Origin of the sequence: Apilactobacillus kunkeei, from assembly GCF_001308195.1 — a bacterium.
In the GTDB taxonomy this organism is placed as follows: domain Bacteria; phylum Bacillota; class Bacilli; order Lactobacillales; family Lactobacillaceae; genus Apilactobacillus; species Apilactobacillus kunkeei_C.
This window is the reverse complement of sequence record NZ_JXDF01000019.1, coordinates 40431-58919: the sequence shown is the minus strand read 5'-3', so window position 1 is coordinate 58919 and position 18489 is coordinate 40431. Positions and strand designations below refer to the sequence as shown.

The window sequence follows — 18489 nt, the reverse complement described above, 5'->3', positions numbered from 1 at the left end:
CAATCCCCTGTAGAATACAGAAAATCAGTTGCCCAATTAAAGAGTTAGAAAGCTGCTTTTATTTATTTGTTCAAAATAATAGTTGCAGTTCCTTTTGTCAGGTCTTTTTTTATTACCAAATATTTACTCGCTTATCTTCAGGTAAGTACATTCCGTCCCCGGGTTGAACGTCGAAGGTCTTGTAGAAGTCTTCTAGGTTCTTCACTTGAACTTGTGCTCTTAGTTCGGTTGGAGCGTGCACATCGATTGATAGTAGTAATTGTTTGTATTGTTCAGTTGATTTGGTACGCCAGATGGTTGCCCAGTTGATGAAGAAGTCACGTAGGTTTACGTCTGCTTCTCCCTTGGCAGCTTCTAGGGCACAGCTTAGACCACCAGCATCGGCGATATTTTCTGAAACGGTCAACTTACCGTTAACCTTTTGTCCGGCGAAGTCTAAACCATCGAATTCCTTAACCATGTTTTCGGCTAGGGCATCGAAGTGCTTATGATCATCTTCGGTCCACCAGTTGTTTAGGTTACCGTATTGGTCGAATTGACAACCGTTGTTATCAAACGCATGAGAAATTTCATGGGCGATAACGGCACCGATACCACCAAAGTTTTGACTTGATGATTGTTCTAGGCTATAGAAAGGTGCTTGTAAAATAGCAGCAGGGAAGACAATCACGTTTTCCAGAGGTGAGTAGTAAGCGTTAACCGTGTTAGCGCTCATGTCCCAGATGCTCTTATCTACTGGTTGGTTCCACTTGCTGAACTTATCCTTAGTGATAATCTTGTCGATGTTTTCAACGTTGGTGTATAAATCACCGCCATCTTCCTTACCAACTACCTTGAATTGGTGGTAAAGTGGGTTGATTTCATCAGGGTAACCAACGTGAATAGCTAGAGCGTTTAACTTTGTGATAGCCATCTTCTTAGTGTCTTCACTCAACCAGTCGTTTTGTGATAGACGCTTTTCGTAAACGTTAATCATCTTAACGACCATGTCGTGGACATCTTGTTTGGCCTTTTCACCGAAGTACTTACGACCGTAGTAGTCACCAACGACTTGGTCGAATAATCCGGATGCTAGGTAGTATGCGGCCTTATTAGGTTTAGTAGCTTCCTTCTTACCTGAAAGGGTACGTGAGAAAGTTCCACCGATTTGACGTAATTCTTCTGATAGTAGACCAGCAGACCCCTTAACGACCTTCACAATCATCCAGTTCTTCATCTTGGAGAATGTATCGTCGTTGACGATTTCATTGAATGCCTTGAAGTAGTCTGGTTCAGTCACGATGACTTGATCAGGCACTTGGCCAATTAGACCAGTAACGTAGTCATCCATATCAAACTTTTCAATTTGACTAGCTAGATCACTGTAGCTCATTGGGTTGTACATCTTAGTGAAGTCGGCATTTTCTTCGGCTGACTTGATGTGTGTTGCGATGGTTCTATCGAAGTCTTCAGCGGCATCGACGATGTTTTTAGCTTGTTGTTCGTCGTAGCCAACCATAGTTAATAGCTTTTGCATCATGTCACGGAACACTGGCATTAGTTTGGCACCAGCCGGGTTTTGTTTATCATAGTAGGTCTTATCTGGTAGGAAGGTTGAAGCACCGCTTGCGTACAATGCGTTGTACTTGGCGTTCTTCATGTCTGCTTCAATGCCGAAACCAAATGGTAGGGGCAAACCAGATAGAGTCCAATCAGATAGTTGCTGATTTAAATCGTCGAATGATTTAACGTCTTCGATTCTTTGAAGGGTGGCTTTTAGTGGTTTAGCACCATCTTGTTCACGCTTATCAAAGTCCATTGCTAAATCGTATAACTTCTTGAATTCTTGCATATCGTCATTTGATGGTTGCATTGATCCATCAAGTAGGGCGTCAAAGTCATTCATTAAAGTTTTGTCGATGTTATCGACTAGGTCCATGAAACCACCGGTTGAAGAGTGGTCTGATGGAATGGTTGCATTCTTAACCCATTCACCGTTAACGGCTTGATAGAAGTCGTCTTTGATTAGTGATTCGTTAATCTTGTCATTACTCATTTTGACACCTCATTTACGTTTATTTTTTTGCTATATCCCTAGTATATAAAAAAGCTATTCTAAAGTTAATAGAATAGCTTTTCTTTATTATTATTTGTTGATTAAATCTTCGATTGAGTTGATGTTCTTCATGTACTTAGGAACAGCCAATCCAACCTTAGCACCATTCAAGTTTGGACCAACATCATCGATTTTATCCTTGTATTGTTTCATGTATAAACCGGCAGTGTTAGGTAACCAAGCTGATAGTGAGGCATCGGCAGCGTTAGTTGCGATTGATGCCCACATTGGTTGCATTTCTAGTGCTTGGATAGTTGCCTTGTAACCCATCTTGTTTAGAACTTCAGCCATCACATTAGTTGATGCGATTTCTGAATCCCAAGCAACGTAAGTTAACTTAACTGCTTTACCATTACCTCTAGGAGCACCCTTAGTCCATTCTTGGTATAACTTAGGGTTCTTCTTGATGAAGTTATCAGCAGCGACCTTAGGATCAACACCAGCATTAGTTTGTAGCATTACGTCTGACATTTGAGATGGAGTCCAGTGGAATTGCTTTAGAATCTTGTAAGCACCAGGATTATCCTTGGCTAGACCCTTTCTAGCAATTGTGTGGATTTGTTCTGAAGAACCGTAAACATTCTTAGGATCCTTTAGGAACTTAAGAGGGAACTTCTTGAACATCCAGTGTGGTTGCCATCCGGTAACTACGATTGGTTGTTTGTACTTAATTGCTTTAGCTAATGTAGAAGTCATTGCAGCAGTTGAACTAGTTTGTAGTTGCCACTTGTTTTGTGCTAAAGGATATTCCTTTAACGCATTTTGTGTAGAAGCCATAATACCGGCCCCAGCATCAATACCAGTGATGGTGTAGTTGATTTGAGGACCTAACTTCTTATGAGGATTATATGGAGAAGTTAAACTACTACAAGCAGTTAGAACTGTTGCCATAAGAAACATGGTTAATGTTGCTAAAACATATCTAGTTTTCTTTCTCATTTAAATCCTCCTAATTAGTGTTTTTTGTTCTTGTTAAAGGCTTGAGTAACACGGTCTAGGATGATTGCTAGGATTACGATTGCAAAACCAGCAGTGAAACCAGAACCAGCGTTGTTTCTACCTACGGCGAAGTAAACTTCTGAACCAAGACCAACGGCACCAATCATTGAAGCGATAACTACCATTGATAGAGCAAGCATCATACCTTGGTTAACACCAGACATTAATGTGTTCTTAGCAATTGGTAATTCAACCTTGATTAGCTTTTGCCAACCAGTTGAACCGAATGAATCGGCAGCTTCAATTAAATCAGTAGGAACTTGTTCAATTCCTAGGTTAGTCATTCTAACTACTGGAGGTAGTGAGAAGATAACAGAAGCAATAACCCCGGGTACCATTCCGATACCGAATAAAGCAACGGCAGGAATTAGGTAAACGAATGCAGGCATTGTTTGCATAAAGTCTAGGATTGGTTTAACGATTACCTTAACAGTATGGCTCTTTGCCATCCAGATTCCCAAAGAAATACCGATAACAACGATGATTAAACTAGAAGTAAGAACTAGTGTTAATGTTTGAGTCATATCTCTCCAGTAACCTTGGTTGTAAATTAATACAAGACCGATAAGTTCGAAGATCATTAGTCCCCAGTGCTTGCTGTCATGTAATGCCCAGTAAGTAATACCTAGAACTAAGATGATGAATAACCAAACGGGTAGTAAATCAAATACCCATTGGAATGAGTTAACGATTGCACCAATGAAATCAGTGATACCGTTGAAGAAACCAACGAATTGAGTTAACCAGTTAACAAAACTGTTAATCCAATCTGCAAATGGAATTGGTTGCATAGTTAAAGAAAATAAATTAGCCATTATTTTGCACCTCGTTTCCAGAAATTGCGCCTAATACGGAACTTCTAATGATAATTCCTAGTAGTCGATCATTGTCGTCCAATACCGCGAATGGTACTGAAGTCTTGGAAATGTCGTTTAATAGTGACTTGATAGGTGTATCAGGTGTAGTTGTTGGAACGTCGGTTCTAAGAATTGATTCTAAGTCACGCTTGTCATCTTCGATTTGTTTGATAACATCCTTAGCATCAATTAATCCCTTGAAGTGGTGTTCTGAATCAACAACGTAAACACTTGAGTTGTGGTTGTCTTTCATTAATCTTAGAGCGGTTCTTGGACCGTCTTTTTCGATGTTGATAACATCTGGTCTAATCATAACGCGGCTAGCAGTAAGAATCTTAGTTCTGTCCACACCTTCGATGAATTTTTCAACATAATCATTCTTAGGGTGTTGTAAGATGTCTTCTGGTGAACCGATTTGAACAATTTCACCATCACGCATGATCATAATACGGTCACCAATACGTAGTGATTCGTTTAAGTCATGTGAGATGAAGATGATAGTCTTCTTTAGGTGTGATTGTAAATCTAGCAATTCGTCTTGCATTTCTTTTCTGTTAAGTGGATCCAATGCTGAGAATGCTTCATCCATCAATAGAATTTCTGGGTCATTAGCTAAACCACGAGCTAATCCGACACGTTGTTGTTGTCCACCAGATAATTCATTAGGGTATCTATCATCATATCCTTGTAATCCAACTAGTTCTAAGCATTCATGTGCTTTTTGATGTCTAGTTTCTTTATCGACTCCTTGGATTTCTAAACCGTAAGCGGTGTTTTCGATAATGGTTCTGTTAGGGAATAGAGCAAAGTTTTGGAATACCATACTCATCTTCTTACGTCTAAATTCACGTAATTCTTTCTTATCGAATTTAGTAATGCTTTCCCCGTCTAATAGAATTTCACCATCAGTTGGTTCGTATAAACGGTTCAACATTCTAATTAAAGTAGACTTACCACTACCGGAAAGTCCCATGATAACAAAGATTTCATTTTCGTTAACATCGAAGTTGGCATCGTGAACACCAACCACGCTGTTAGTTTTAGCTAAAATTTCATCTTTGGATTTTCCTTCGTTGATCATTTCTTTGGCACGACCAACATGACGACCGAAAATCTTGGTTAGATGTTTAACTTCAACTTTTTTGGTCATGATCTTCCTCCTTGAAATTGTAGTTTGTTTAAAGCATAGGTAATATTATTACAAAGAAAAATGTTATGTGTCAAATAAGTTACATTCGCAAAATGCCGATTTGCCGGCTTTAAACGGCATAAGCTTGCATGATGGAGCCATTTAAGATTTATTTAATTAAAGTGTGTTAAAATGACCTAAACTGGAATTTTTAGGTTCAAAATTTGATAATTAAGAAGGAATTATTTTGGGTAATTTATTGAAAAAATTCCCCATCAAAATGGTGGGGATTTTTGCATTAATTGGGGTAATTTTAATGTTTTTTGTCAGTCACGATGACTTTTTATATACTCAACCAATTATGCAGATTCAAAAAGTCGAAGAACTTAGCAAGACTAAGGAGGTCGATACTTTTCAAAATGTTGATCACAGCTATGTACAAAAACTAAGCGGGGTAATCACCAACGGTAAACACAAGGGTGAACACATCACGTTAAACAATACATATACAGACTCTAAGGCGATGGATAAGAAATACAAAGTCGGCCAAAAAGCCTTTGTGGTCTTACACGGACAGGGTGAAAGCACAATTAGAGATGCCAAACGAGACACACCGGTCGTCTTTTTAATTTATCTAGCAATCGCTCTGATGTTTATCTTCCTTAAAATGGCGGGAATTACGGCCATCGGAAGTATCATCATTAACACCATCTTGTTCATGGTGGCACTATACTTTGATGGTTTTAACAACGGATCCAACGTCCTATGGATTTTCTCCATATTAGCGGTGCTATTTTCTGCCATAACTCTTTGGCTAGTAATTGGGTGGAACCGTCAAATGTTTGTGACACTCGGCTCAACGGTCGCATGTACCTTTTTGTCGATTCTAATCAGTTTAATTGTCTTTCATTTTACGCATGAAAAGGGGATTTTCTACGAATCGATGCAATATGTCACTCAGCCACCACGTCCATTGTTCCTAGCTGAAACCATTATTGGTTCATTAGGAGCGGTGATGGATGAATCAACCGATATCATTTCTTCATTATTTGCGTTGAAAATGGAACGTCCTGACGTCTCAAGAAAGCAACTATTCTTGTCAGGTCGAAACATCGGTAAGTCCATCATGGGACCACTAATTAACGTCTTATTCTTCATCTTTATGGGTGAAACTTTGTCGATGACTCTTCTATTCTTAAAGAATGGCAATAGTTGGGGATACTCATTTTCAATGAATATGTCGTTGGGGATGGTGCAAAGTCTAATCAGTGGGATTGGAATTGTCCTAGCAGTTCCGGTTGCCAGTGGATTAACCAGTTTTTTTGCAGAAAAGAGGCGTAAATAATGAGTGCAATTATCGCGTTAGGCCTTGTCCTATTAGTACTAATGGTATTGGTAGGGGGTAAACAGGGTTTTCAATCATTTCTAAGTTTGGTGCTTAACTTTGGCTTCTTATTCTTCGCGATTGTCTTGATGGCATTTCACTTCCCACCAATCGTCGTCACTTTGATTGCCGGAGTGATTCTATTGGCCTTGACCATCTTCTTGAGTGGGACCAATGATGAAACCAGTCGTCTAGCCTTTATCGCTTCCGTATTGGTGCTACTAGCGCTTGTCTTATTGATTGTGCCAGTCGAACACTGGGCACAGGTGCAAGGATTCGGTCTAGAAGATAGTGATGACTTAGAAGGGCTATCTCTACCAATCGGAATTAGCTTTATCGATATTGCGATTTCCACAGCCATCCTAAGTACACTGGGTGCGATTGCCGAAGCAACCATGGCGATTGCGTCTGGTTTGGATGAAATTAAGGAACAACATCCGGAAATCAAACCTAACCGTTTGTTCTTCGATGGGGTCTATGTAGGAAAACAAATTATTGGAACGACATTGAATACCTTATTCTTTGGACTATTCGGTGGATCATTATCATTATTTGTCTGGTTCCACGGATTATCCTACTCACTGGGTGACATCTTAAACGACAAGGTCTTTGATGCCGAGTTCATCATCATCTTATTCTCGCTAATCGGTGTTATCATCACGATTCCAATTACATCGTTTGTCATTACCGAGCAATTTAAAAATCAAAAACAAACAAAGTCCTAACATTGTTAGGGCTTTTTTATTGCATTTATGCCGATAAAAATTAATACTAGACTTAAATTGAAAAGAGGCGTTGTTAATGAATAAAAAAATAGAATCAAATGACTTATTTGAATTGAAATCCATTACCCAAGTTACTGCTATTAATGGAAATATTTTCGCTGTTTTAAACCGTGTCGACAAGCAAGAAAATACCTATTTTGCTGATATTATCAGCATTAACAACAAGAATGAAGTAAAGAAATGGACCGATGGTGGCAAGAACGTCAGCCCCGTGCAAGTGGGCGATTACCTAGTCTATCTACATAATGGTGATTTAATGAGAATGCCACTATCCGGTGGTAGTGCCGAACAACTTACCAAGGATGCTAAGATATCCAAACTGGTTAGTGGAAAAGATGGCCAAACCGTTTTCTATCAATCATCAGATAGTAAGGTGCCCGCTAAGTTTGAAACCGCCAAGTTCCCAGAAACTAGAAGGGTCCACCGTTTTGATAACCGTCATGACGGCATTGGGTGGGTCGATGATCAAGCTACTGATACCATCTACCGTTACAACATTAAGATGAACCAAAGAAACGCTGTCTACAGCTCCAAGTACGACTTGAGTTTGCAAGATGCCAATGCCAAACAAAATCGCTTGTTGGTAATCAAACCAACTAATCCAACCTTAGAAACCGAATCAGATGAAACTAGGGCGGTCTACGATGTTGACTTGACCAAGGATACGGAAAAACAAGTTACAGCAAGTATCGCCAAGGGTGAATTTAGCTACGCTAGTTATTCACCAGACGGTAAAAAAATCGCCGTTGTCGGAAATGATGCCAAGTATCCAAACGCAACCGTCAATGAGTTATACATCTACGATGAAGTAAGCGATAAGTTAACCGATGCTACCGAGGACTTCGAGGGTGAAGTATTCGGTTCAATTACCGCCGACTTTATTCAAAATGAGGGTAGTCATTTAGTTTGGATGTCAGACACCAACTTTGTCTTTAGTGGCGTGACTCACGGCCACAGCGTTGTCTTTGAATACAACGGTCACGATATCACCAAGTTATTTGAAGGCCACTGTCATGTCGTTGACCTAACCGCCATCGATGGTGAGATCTACTTCAGCCTTTCAACACCAAATACACCAAGTCAATTAGTCCAACTAGTTGACCAACAACTAGACGTGAAGTTTGACCCTAACGCCAACTTCTCAGCCCAACATGATTACGCTGACGTGACACCTTTTGAAACACCATCCAAAGACGGTAAGACTACTGTTGAAGGATGGGTATTGAAGTACACCGGTAGTTCTAACCATCTTCCAGTAATTCTATATGTCCACGGTGGTCCACAAGCTAACTACGGTGAAAGTTTCTTCCATGAATTCCAAGTCCTAGCTAGTCGTGGTTATGCCATCGTCTACGTCAACCCTCGTGGTTCTACCAGTTACGGTCAAGAATTCGAAACCGGCGTCATCGGTAGATACGGTAAGGAAGACTTTGCCGATGTTCAATCTGGTCTAGACGCTGCCTTGAGTCAGTTCGCCGACCTAGATGAACAAAACACCTTCATTGCCGGTGGATCATACGGTGGATTCATGTCTAGTTGGGCAATTGGTCACACCGACCGTTTCAACGCTGCGATTGTGCAACGACCTGTATCTGATTGGCACTCATTATATGGAACATCCGACATCGGAGTTCGTTTCATTAGAAAAGAACTTGGCAAGGATCTATACGATGAGGGCGGATTGGAATACTACTGGGATTGCTCACCATTGAAGTACGCCCACAACGTCAAGACACCCACTAGAATTCAACATGGTGAATTCGACATGCGTTGTCCGGTTAACCAAAGTGAAGCGCTATTCACAGCGATCAAGCAAACCGGAACACCTGTGGACTACATTCGTTATCCACAATCATTCCACGGATTCTCAAGAAACGGATTACCAAACCTTCGAATCAAACGTCTATCAGACATCTATGAATGGTTTGATAAATATTTAAGATAGTATTAAAAAAAGCTGTTATGGAAACATTCAGCTTTTTTTATTAAATAAAAAATGACATAATAAAGTCATTACATAAAGAAAGCAGGACTGATAATGGATACTGTTATTTATTTAATTTTATTTTTTGTTGTAATCGCACTATTACTATTCGGTGCCTACGAAACACTACCAAAGATTCACAAGTTGAATAAAACCATCAACCAAAAGACACTTGATTCATTTGGCGGAGATAAGAAACAAATCGAAGCATTTAAGTCTGGTGAAAAGAAGCTTAACGTCATTACTGGTCAATACGTAATCTTAGCAATCGTCGCTACAGCATTTGTGTTAAGCATCATCTTCCCAGAAATGGCCAACAACTACTTGATCATCGTGTTATTTGTACTAGAAGCAATTTACATCTTCCTAGGGTTAAAACTACCTAGCCTAGAAAAGAAACATGGTGAATTTACCGGGGATGTTTTAAAGAAACGTCTACAAGCAATTCGTCTAACATTTTTCGCATTCATCGGTTTCTTCGTAGCCGTAGATGTGTTAATTTTAATCATTGAATTACTATTTTCTCAGAATGTAAGATTGCTATAAAACACTAAAGGAGCCTCAATTAGGCTCCTTTTTATTTATTAAGAAAATATTAAATTAGAAAATAATGATAAAAATATGTTGCAATATTAGAAAATGGGTGTAGTATATAAAACAACTTAACCGATACGAATAAAACAAGATGATCAGGAGAGTAGTTATCCAATGATTGCGCAGAGAGTTCACGTTTGCTGAAAGTGAATGAATCAGAAGATAATGAATATGGCCTGTAATTTGGCATCGCTGATAATTAAGCGATGATGGGGTGGCAACCATTATTAATTGCACGCGTTTATATAGACGTTATTGAGGGTGGGAGTGCAAGCTTCCGCTGAATTAGAATGGTACCACGGAACTCCGTTTCTAGATTTAATCTAGAAGCGGAGTTTTTTTGTTGGCTAAGTTAAAAATTCCGTTACATACATTTATATTTTTTAGGAGGTTATTCTTATGAAGAAGAATTACAAGAAATTATTATTGGCTTTTACATTTTTATTGGTATTACCACTAACCCTTTTAGCAAGTTGTGGTAAGGATTCAGGACACACAGTTAAGATTGGTATCATGGGTGGAGACACACGTGTTTGGAAAGCTGTTCAACAACGTGTTAAAAAAGAAGGCGTTGATTTACAATTAGTTCAATTTACTGATTACTCACAACCAAACAATGCTTTAACTAACAAAGAAGTAGACATTAACGCATTCCAAAACTACGCATTCCAAGACAACTGGAACACTGCTCACCACACTAAGATTGTTGCTATTGGTAAGACTATCTTTACTCCATTAACTCTATACTCCAAGAAGGTTTCAAGCCTAAAGGATCTTAAAGATGGCGCATCAATTGCTGTTGCAAACGACGTTACTAACGAAGCTCGTGGATTAAAGCTACTTGCTAGTGCCGGTCTAATCAAGCTAAAGAACACTTCACTACCAACTCCAAGTGACATTAGTGAAAACAAGAAGCACCTAAAGATTGTTCCTCTAGATGCTGCCCAAACTCCAAGAGCTCTATCTGACGAAGACGCTGCTGTTGTTAACGGTAACTTTGCATTAGATTCAAACCTAAGTTCAAAGGATGTTCTATTTAAGGAACCAACTAACAAGGATTCAATCCCATACATCAACATCATCTCAGCTAACAAGAGTGAAGCTAACAACAAGTACTACAAGAAGGTTGTAAAAGCTTACCAAACTCAAGCTACTAAGGATCTTTTAAAGAAACTTTACAAGGGTGAAGACATTCCTGCATGGGACATCAACTTCAACAAGTAAGGTTTAGAAACAAAATAGAGGTAGAGGTGAAACTATGGCACAAATTAGTCTAGAGCACATCGATGTCACCTTTAAGCAAAAACACCAAGTTTCAAAGGCGGTACAAGACGTATCGCTACAAATTGAAAAGGGTGACGCTTACGGTATCGTTGGTTATTCAGGGGCTGGTAAGAGTACTCTAGTACGAGTAATTAACCACCTGCAAAAACCAAGTGCCGGAAAAGTGATTATCGATAACAAAGATATTGATAAATTTAGCCATGCGCAAATTCGTCAATTAAGAAAGAACATTGGATTTATTTTCCAACACTTTAACTTAATGAACGCAAGAACAATTGAAGATAACATTCTATACCCAATGGTTGGAACTAAGACTTCAAATGAAGAAAGAAGAAAACGTGTTCAACGTTTGATCAATCTAGTTGGTCTAAATGGGAAGGAAAAGTTCTACCCAGCCCAACTATCTGGTGGACAAAAACAAAGAGTGGCCATTGCCAGAGCTTTGGCAAATAATCCACAAATCCTAATTAGTGATGAAGCAACCAGTGCGTTGGACCCAAAGACCACGCAAGCAATCTTGCAATTACTAAAGAAGATTAACAAAGAACTAGGAGTTACGATTGTCTTAATTACCCATGAAATGGACGTAGTTAAGTCACTATGTAATAAGGTAGCTGTCATGGACACTGGTAAAGTGGTCGAAAAAGGAAGTATCTTAGAGGTCTTCAGTAACCCTAAGACACAATTAACCAAAGACTTTATCGATACCACCAACAACGTGAAAGAAGCAGTAGACACACTAAGTGCTCAAGAACATTTTGTTGAATTATCACGTAATCAACAACTATTCAGATTGCATTACATCGGTGCTTCTACTGAAACACCAATCATCGTTGATTTGTATCAAAAGTTTGGTGCCGTCGCTAACATCGTATATGGAAACATTGAATTCATTTCAAACGTGCCATTAGGTAACTTGATTATCGCAATCGATGCTGAAGAATCAACTATCAAAGAAATCAAAGAATACCTTGCTTCAAAGGATGTTCATTTAACCAACATCAATTTGGATCAAGAAAAAATCAGAAATAGTAAGGAGGGATAGCAGATGAGTTCATTTTTAACACATTACTTACCAAACGTGATGACAATGATTCCAGACTTTGAACAAGCCACAATCGAAACATTGTACATGACATTCGTAACAGCACTAATTGGTGGAATAATCGGTTTGTTTATCGGTGTTTTACTAGTCTTAACTGGACCAGAAGGAATCAGTGAAAATATTCCCTTCTACACTGTTCTAGATAAGATTGTGAACTTCTTCCGTGCCATTCCCTTCATTATTCTATTAGCTGTGATTGCTCCATTCACCAGAATTATCGTTGGAACTGCAATCGGTACCACCGCTTGTATCGTTCCATTGGTAATCGCCGTCATTCCTTTCTACGCCCGACAAGTGCAAAACGCACTACTAGACGTGGATAGTGGAATCGTTGAATCAGCCCAAGCCATGGGTTCATCAACATGGGGAATTGTTTTTAGAGTATATCTAAAGGAAGGATTACCTAAAATTATTCGTTCATCCGTGGTAACATTAATTAGTCTAATCAGTTTAACTGCAATGGCTGGTACCGTTGCCGGTGGTGGACTTGGTAACCTAGCCGTCATGGTTGGTTACCAAAGATATGAAAATGACGTTACCTTTGTATCATTAATCTTAATTTTGATTTTGGTATTCGTCATTCAAATTATCGGTGATATCTTAGCCAGATTAACTGATCACGAAAACGCAAAATAAGAAGGTAGATACTAATGGAAAAAGAAGAACAATTACAGGTATTAAAGGACCTAGTCGCCTTTAATACGGTAGATGCCAACGAAAGAGACATCGCAGATTATTTAAGCCAACTATTTAAAAAGCACGGAATCGCAAGTGAAATTGTGGACCAATTTGATAATAGAAGTAATCTAGTTGCTCACATTGGTAGTTCTTCGAAAAAGGTTTTGGCCTTTGCTGGTCATGAGGATACCGTTCACGAAAACAACTTGGACGATTGGACCCACGATCCATTTATTCCATATGTCGAAGACGACAAGATTTATGGTCGTGGTGTGACTGACATGAAGTCTGGTCTAGCAGCTCAGGTCATTGCTTTAATCGAGTTAAAAGAAGAACATGCTGACTTATCCGGTCAACTAAGATTTCTAGCAACCATCTCTGAAGAATTAACCCAGGGTGGTGCCAACTTCCTTTCAAAGAGAGGGGATGTTGATGACGTCGATGCAATCGTGATTGGTGAACCAACCGGTCAAAGACAAAGCAATCAAAACCACCATTATATTGTCTATGCTCACAAGGGAGCACTTATTTACACCGTTAAGAGTGTCGGAAAGGCAGCTCACAGCTCTACACCAGAATTAGGAATCGATGCGATTGATAACCTTATCAACTATCGCCAGGCAGAAAAGCAATACTTTGTTAAACAAACCGGTGAGGATGATACTTTGGGTAAGACCATCTACACACCTGATATCTTTGAGGGTGGTAAACAGGTTAACTCAATTCCTGACTTTGCCTATCAAAAGGTCATGGTTAGAACCATTCCACAATTAAATAACGATCAAATCATTGCTGATTTGCAAGAATTGATTGATTCATTTAACCAAAAGGATGGCTATAACCTAGAACTAGAAGTAAACTTCAGTGGTTATCCAGTCAAAAACGATGCACATTCATCAATTGTGAACGCTGCTCAAGCTGCCAGTGAAGAAATCCTGGGCAACAAACTTGATTTGAAGACTTTATCAATGGGAACCGATGCTTCTCAATTTAAGGAACGTAATCAAGACCTGGATGTTATCATCCTAGGCCCCGGAAATGACACTGCGCACCAAACGGATGAATACGTTGATTTAGAATCATTTTATTCATTCATACGTCTATATAAACAAATTGCAATTAACTATTTAAAGTAAATAAAAAAGCCTAAGCGAAGATGCTTGGGCTTTTTTATTTTAGAATTCGTTCATTAATTTCCCCATGGCATAGTGAATGATCATGGTTAGAATTCCAATGATAATGTTTCTGATTACTGCGACCTTAACCTTACCGTCACCCAGTTTGGCACTCATAAAACCAGTTAGACCAACTGAGACGATAACTGCTAAAATCGTCGCTGGCCAGCGGTAAATTCCAGTAGTTAGACTCATTGCAAGAAGTGGGAATAATCCACCTAGTGCGGCTGAAAATAGGGATGAGAATGCTGCAGACCACGGATTCATGTAGTGGTTTAACTCGATGTTGTACTTGATGCTAACCATTGTTTCCAATGGCTTTTTAGCAATCAATTCATCGGCGATTTCTTTGGCGGTTTCCTCGGTAATTCCACGACTCATGTAGAATTCTTGAACAATCTTCTTTTCACCTGCTAGATCGTTCTTTAATAGGTAACGTTCCTTTTCTACCGATGAGCTTTCGGCGTCACGTTGTGAACTAACGGATGCGTATTCACCGGATGCCATTGAGAAGGCGCAGGCTAATAGGTCTGATAACCCGGCGATAAAAATTGTGAAGATGTTTGGTGTGGCCACGGCAACTGAGAACAAGACACCAACGACGGTAAGAATTCCATCGTTAGATCCCAATACCCCAGCTCTAAGGGTGTTTAGCTTTTCGTCCATTGTGGCGGTTTGTTTTTTCTTTTCCATTGTTATTCCTCCCTAGGCTAGACTTCCGACTAGCAAACCGATTAGATAGGTTACTAGCATGGTTAACATTCCGGATGCGACGTTTCTTAATGTTGATTTCAAACGGTTGGCGTTACTCAACATTGCGGCGGCGTACCCGGTCAGCGATAGGGCGATTAGAACCGCGATAAATGTTGCTACAACCTTGATGTTAGCAGGGAAAAGGGAGATAGCGACTAGCGGTAGGATTGATCCGGTTGGAAATGAAATCATTGACGCGATGGCAGCCGCGTATGGACTGGTGAATTGGTTGACGTTGAAACCGTATTTTTCACGAACGGTTGTCACCAAAGCGTCTTTGTTCATCATTTCGGTAGTGGCTTTAGTAGCCAGTTCGTCTGAGATACCACTATTCATGTACTTTTCTTTGACGATTTTGAATTCTGAGTCATAGTTGTCTCTTAAGGCAACCTTTTGTCTTTCAACGGCGTTCTTTTGAGAATCACTTTCAGAATTAACTGAGACATATTCTCCCATGGCCATTGAAACGGTTCCGGCAATCATGCCGGCAATCCCTGAAATAAAAATTGAGAAGGTGTTGCTAGTGGCACCGGCAACACCGATAACAATACCGGCAACCGATAGGATTCCGTCGTTAGAACCCATCACACCGGCACGAATGATATTAATACGTTGTGCTAAAGTTTGTTTTTTCATATTGAAGGCCCTTTCTAGTTTAGAATGGTTATTAATTAATAATAATTATAATTCACTTTTTTTATAAAGTAAACCCTTCATTTTTAAGGTACTACCGAACAATTATTTTTTCAATAACTAACAAAATATTTATCTGAGATATTGATATATCAATATCTTATATGATCGATAAAATTAGAAAATGATTAAAAATTATATTGTAATTTTAATGAAGTTATATTATAGTATTTAACAATATGATGCTCATTGAAAATTGGACTAATTGATTAGAAACAATCAATTGGTCCTTTTTTGCATATTTAGGAGGAATTGTAATGCCCAACTTATCATCATCACTTGTTGGTAGACATAACCAACGATTGAATGCATTAGCTCCATCAGGAATTAGAAGCTTTGATAAAAAGATTTCTTCCATTGATGGTTTAATTAAATTGACAATTGGAGAACCAGACTTGGATACTCCAGAACACGTTAAACAAGCAGGAATCGATAGCATTAAGAATAACGATTCCCATTATGCTGATCAAACTGGTAAAAAAGAATTGCGAGATGCAATCTCCAATCATTTATCAAATAAGTACGATTTAAAATATGATGCTGATAGTGAAGTGATTGTGACAGTTGGTGCCACAGAAGCCTTATACTCAACATTTCAAACAATTATTAATAAGGGAGATAAGGTAATCGTTCCAACACCTACTTTTGCTTTATACTTCCCAATTATCGAAATCCTAGGTGGAGAAGTCATTAAGGTCGATGTATCTGAAGACGACTTCATCTTAAAACCAGAAAAACTAAAGGCCATCCTAGATGAACATGGTGACTCAGTGAAGGCCTTACTATTGAACTATCCAAGTAATCCGACCGGAGTTGAATATTCTAAAGAAGACTTAGCCGGACTTGCAGAAGTAATTAAACAACATCCGATGTATGTTTTATCAGATGAAATCTATAGCGACTTAACATATGGAGTAGAGCACTACTCAATTGCCAACATGTTACCTGAACAAACAATTTATCTAAGTGGTTTATCAAAATCACATGCGATGACAGGTTACCGAGTTGGATACATTTGTGGACCAGCAGAATTCATTAAGAAGGTTGGAATGGTTCACGCGTTCGTAGTTACATCAGTTACAAATTCTGCCCAAGTTGCGGCGGCTGAAGCATTGATCAACGGTGAAAATGATCCAGTTGAAATGGCTAAGATTTACCAAGAAAGACGAGATATCTTATACAAAGGTTTAACTGAATTAGGTTTCTCAATGCCAGAACCAAAGGGAGCATTCTACATGTTCGCCAAGATTCCAGCACAATACGGTAAAGACGATGAAAACTTTGCACTAGAATTAGCTAAGAAAGCTAAGATTGGTGTTATTCCAGGTAGTGCATTTGGACCTGGTGGAGAAGGTTACATTAGATTGTCATATGCTTCATCTAAAGAAGTTATTTTAGAAGCGCTAAAACGATTACAAATTTTTATGAAATAAAGGGGTAATTAACATGGACAGAAGAATTCCAAACATCATGGGGACTCAACACCCGGACAACGCTAACGTTCCATTTTTTAAGAACGATAACGACAAGTTCGTGTCCGCATTCAATGAAATTAACGAAGCGTATCAAAACTATTCCACATTAGATGCAGATGAATATATGTGGGATTGGGAAGGAAAACATGCTGACTCTTCCGTAATTGATCGCTTGTATTCTGAACATTACGATTACTTCAGTAAACATCCACTTGGTAACGACAAGTTCTTAACTTTCCGTTTACCAAACATCTGGGAAGAAACTGGTTACAGCTTAATGCAAGCTATGACTACTATCTTATTAGCTGAAGATTTTGCTCAAGACTTAGGTTTCAAAGACCGTCCATTGTTCGAAGCAATCTTACCAATGGCTAGAACAGCTGAACAATTGGTTAACATGGAAGAAAAATTCTCAAGCTTAGCTCACTTCAAATCAAAGGAATTTGAAAATGGTCACGAAAACAACGACCGCTTAAGAATGATTCCATTATTCGAAAGTTTTGAAGCTCAATTTAACGCTCCAGACATTTTGAAGAAGTACGTTGAAATTTACAAAGACGAATTTGGCGAAGACTTAACATACCTACGTGTGTTCTTAGCCGGATCAGATTCAGCTTTATCAAATGGTTTCTTAAACAGTATCATTGGTAACAAGTTAGCCCTAACTAAATTAGGTGAATTCGAAAACGAAACAGGGATCGATGTATACCCAATCGCAGGTACTGGTAGTGCCATCTTTAGAGGGGGACTATCTCCACTAATGGTCGACAGATACCTAGAAGAATTCCCAGGTCTAAAGACTGCTACCATCCAATCAGCATTCAGATATGACTTTGACTTAGAAACTGTTGTAAAACCAGCTGTAGCTAAGTTACGTGATGGTCTACAACACAATGCCTTTAGAATCATCAACGACGATGACCAAAAGACATTGTTATCAGTTGCTGATAAGGCGGCAAAACAATACCATGAAACTCTAGATCCACTAATCAACGACTTACAATCAGTCTTTGATTCATTCCCTAAGCGTCGTGATAGACACCAACACGTTGGTATCATCGGATACTCTAGAGATGTTGATGGATACAAGATGCCAAGAGCCATCACATTTACTGGTTCACTATACTCAGTTGGGGTTCCACCTGAAGTATTAGGTACTGGTCGTGTGTTAAGCCAATTAACTGATGATGAAATCAGAGCATTGAAGCAATACTATCCAAACATGAAGCATGACTTTGCTCATGTCTTGAAGTACTACAGTGCTGATGCTCTAGAGTCATTAATCGAAAAGAATGCTGCATGGAAGGGTGTTAAAGAAGATATCCAAGCCATCGAAGATGCATTCGACATCAAGGCTGGCCCTACTAACGAAGAAGAAAAAGAACACGCTAAGTTAGCAAACGATTTAGTTCGTATTGATGACCAAGAAGTTCGTGAAATCTTAATTGAAAAGATGGGACGTCTAAGACATTTCTTAGGTTAATTCCAAACAAAAAAGC

At 39.0% G+C, this 18489-nt stretch carries 16 protein-coding genes and 1 other annotated feature; of the genes, 10 read left to right on the top strand and 6 right to left on the bottom strand.

Translation table 11 applies throughout. The features are described from left to right. Positions 1–112 precede the first annotated feature (112 nt). The 4 genes from RZ78_RS05775 to RZ78_RS05760 form a co-directional block, all read right to left on the bottom strand. Positions 113–2035 carry a M13 family metallopeptidase gene (locus tag RZ78_RS05775; protein WP_054608410.1) on the bottom strand — a complete coding sequence of 641 codons (1923 nt, stop codon included), beginning with the start codon at positions 2033–2035 and terminating at the stop codon, positions 113–115. 90 nt (positions 2036–2125) lie between these two features. Further along, positions 2126–3034: a glycine betaine ABC transporter substrate-binding protein gene (locus tag RZ78_RS05770; protein WP_054608409.1), complete on the bottom strand. Its 909-nt coding sequence runs from the start codon at positions 3032–3034 to the stop codon at positions 2126–2128. Positions 3035–3048: 14 nt separating this feature from the next. Beyond that, positions 3049–3909 carry an ABC transporter permease gene (locus RZ78_RS05765; protein WP_054608408.1) on the bottom strand — a complete coding sequence of 287 codons (861 nt, stop codon included), beginning with the start codon at positions 3907–3909 and terminating at the stop codon, positions 3049–3051. Continuing rightward, positions 3902–5101: a quaternary amine ABC transporter ATP-binding protein gene (locus tag RZ78_RS05760; protein WP_054608407.1), complete on the bottom strand. Its 1200-nt coding sequence runs from the start codon at positions 5099–5101 to the stop codon at positions 3902–3904. Before RZ78_RS05760 ends, RZ78_RS05765 begins: the two co-directional genes overlap by 8 nt. A 295-nt stretch (positions 5102–5396) precedes the next feature. Between RZ78_RS05760 and RZ78_RS05755 the strand changes: the two genes are divergently transcribed. The 8 genes from RZ78_RS05755 to RZ78_RS05720 all read left to right on the top strand — a co-directional run bounded on the left by RZ78_RS05755 (position 5397) and on the right by RZ78_RS05720 (position 14030). After that, positions 5397–6425: a YibE/F family protein gene (locus RZ78_RS05755; protein ID WP_237756987.1), complete on the top strand. Its 1029-nt coding sequence runs from the start codon at positions 5397–5399 to the stop codon at positions 6423–6425. Further along, positions 6425–7189: a YibE/F family protein gene (locus tag RZ78_RS05750; protein ID WP_054608406.1), complete on the top strand. Its 765-nt coding sequence runs from the start codon at positions 6425–6427 to the stop codon at positions 7187–7189. Before RZ78_RS05755 ends, RZ78_RS05750 begins: the two co-directional genes overlap by 1 nt. A 76-nt stretch (positions 7190–7265) precedes the next feature. Next, entirely contained in the window at positions 7266–9194 is a 1929-nt protein-coding gene (locus RZ78_RS05745; RefSeq protein ID WP_054608405.1) for a S9 family peptidase, read from the top strand. Positions 9195–9287: 93 nt separating this feature from the next. Next, a complete protein-coding gene (locus tag RZ78_RS05740) occupies positions 9288–9779 on the top strand; it encodes a hypothetical protein (protein WP_054608404.1) in 492 nt (163 codons plus the stop codon). 130 nt (positions 9780–9909) lie between these two features. Beyond that, positions 9910–10144 (top strand) — a binding site (T-box leader). An 82-nt stretch (positions 10145–10226) separates the two neighbouring features. Further along, complete coding sequence (locus tag RZ78_RS05735; protein WP_054608403.1) at positions 10227–11051, top strand: MetQ/NlpA family ABC transporter substrate-binding protein; 825 nt, start codon at positions 10227–10229, stop codon at positions 11049–11051. Positions 11052–11085: 34 nt separating this feature from the next. Beyond that, entirely contained in the window at positions 11086–12156 is a 1071-nt protein-coding gene (locus RZ78_RS05730) for a methionine ABC transporter ATP-binding protein (RefSeq protein ID WP_054608402.1), read from the top strand. A gap of 3 nt (positions 12157–12159) precedes the next feature. Further along, entirely contained in the window at positions 12160–12852 is a 693-nt protein-coding gene (locus tag RZ78_RS05725) for a methionine ABC transporter permease (protein WP_034532587.1), read from the top strand. A gap of 14 nt (positions 12853–12866) precedes the next feature. Next, a complete protein-coding gene (locus tag RZ78_RS05720; RefSeq protein ID WP_054608401.1) occupies positions 12867–14030 on the top strand; it encodes an ArgE/DapE family deacylase in 1164 nt (387 codons plus the stop codon). Between the two features lie 39 nt (positions 14031–14069). Here the strand turns inward: RZ78_RS05720 and RZ78_RS05715 are convergent, their stop codons facing one another. Together RZ78_RS05715 and RZ78_RS05710 are read right to left on the bottom strand one after the other, a co-directional pair. Further along, complete coding sequence (locus tag RZ78_RS05715) at positions 14070–14762, bottom strand: VIT1/CCC1 transporter family protein (protein WP_054608400.1); 693 nt, start codon at positions 14760–14762, stop codon at positions 14070–14072. A gap of 12 nt (positions 14763–14774) precedes the next feature. After that, positions 14775–15458, bottom strand: a complete 684-nt coding sequence (locus RZ78_RS05710) for a VIT1/CCC1 transporter family protein (protein WP_054608399.1) — start codon at positions 15456–15458, stop codon at positions 14775–14777. Positions 15459–15772: 314 nt separating this feature from the next. Here RZ78_RS05710 and RZ78_RS05705 point away from each other — a divergent pair, with 314 nt between their 5' ends. Further along, the gene (locus RZ78_RS05705) at positions 15773–16948 is read left to right on the top strand and encodes an aminotransferase class I/II-fold pyridoxal phosphate-dependent enzyme (RefSeq protein WP_054608398.1); all 1176 of its coding nucleotides are present in this window, start codon (positions 15773–15775) and stop codon (positions 16946–16948) included. 13 nt (positions 16949–16961) lie between these two features. After that, on the top strand, positions 16962–18473 hold the full coding sequence (gene ppcA / locus RZ78_RS05700; RefSeq protein ID WP_054605790.1) for a phosphoenolpyruvate carboxylase: 1512 nt from the start codon (positions 16962–16964) through the stop codon (positions 18471–18473). Positions 18474–18489: the final 16 nt, after the last annotated feature.

Excerpts from the sequence above, each read along its gene's own strand:
- RZ78_RS05775 (WP_054608410.1), bottom strand. The coding sequence starts at position 2,035 with ATGAGTAATGACAAGATTAACGAATCACTAATCAAAGACGACTTCTAT.
- RZ78_RS05770 (WP_054608409.1), bottom strand. The coding sequence starts at position 3,034 with ATGAGAAAGAAAACTAGATATGTTTTAGCAACATTAACCATGTTTCTT.
- RZ78_RS05765 (WP_054608408.1), bottom strand. The coding sequence starts at position 3,909 with ATGGCTAATTTATTTTCTTTAACTATGCAACCAATTCCATTTGCAGAT.
- RZ78_RS05760 (WP_054608407.1), bottom strand. The coding sequence starts at position 5,101 with ATGACCAAAAAAGTTGAAGTTAAACATCTAACCAAGATTTTCGGTCGT.
- RZ78_RS05755 (WP_237756987.1), top strand. The coding sequence starts at position 5,397 with ATGTTTTTTGTCAGTCACGATGACTTTTTATATACTCAACCAATTATG.
- RZ78_RS05750 (WP_054608406.1), top strand. The coding sequence starts at position 6,425 with ATGAGTGCAATTATCGCGTTAGGCCTTGTCCTATTAGTACTAATGGTA.
- RZ78_RS05745 (WP_054608405.1), top strand. The coding sequence starts at position 7,266 with ATGAATAAAAAAATAGAATCAAATGACTTATTTGAATTGAAATCCATT.
- RZ78_RS05740 (WP_054608404.1), top strand. The coding sequence starts at position 9,288 with ATGGATACTGTTATTTATTTAATTTTATTTTTTGTTGTAATCGCACTA.
- RZ78_RS05735 (WP_054608403.1), top strand. The coding sequence starts at position 10,227 with ATGAAGAAGAATTACAAGAAATTATTATTGGCTTTTACATTTTTATTG.
- RZ78_RS05730 (WP_054608402.1), top strand. The coding sequence starts at position 11,086 with ATGGCACAAATTAGTCTAGAGCACATCGATGTCACCTTTAAGCAAAAA.
- RZ78_RS05725 (WP_034532587.1), top strand. The coding sequence starts at position 12,160 with ATGAGTTCATTTTTAACACATTACTTACCAAACGTGATGACAATGATT.
- RZ78_RS05720 (WP_054608401.1), top strand. The coding sequence starts at position 12,867 with ATGGAAAAAGAAGAACAATTACAGGTATTAAAGGACCTAGTCGCCTTT.
- RZ78_RS05715 (WP_054608400.1), bottom strand. The coding sequence starts at position 14,762 with ATGGAAAAGAAAAAACAAACCGCCACAATGGACGAAAAGCTAAACACC.
- RZ78_RS05710 (WP_054608399.1), bottom strand. The coding sequence starts at position 15,458 with ATGAAAAAACAAACTTTAGCACAACGTATTAATATCATTCGTGCCGGT.
- RZ78_RS05705 (WP_054608398.1), top strand. The coding sequence starts at position 15,773 with ATGCCCAACTTATCATCATCACTTGTTGGTAGACATAACCAACGATTG.
- ppcA (WP_054605790.1), top strand. The coding sequence starts at position 16,962 with ATGGACAGAAGAATTCCAAACATCATGGGGACTCAACACCCGGACAAC.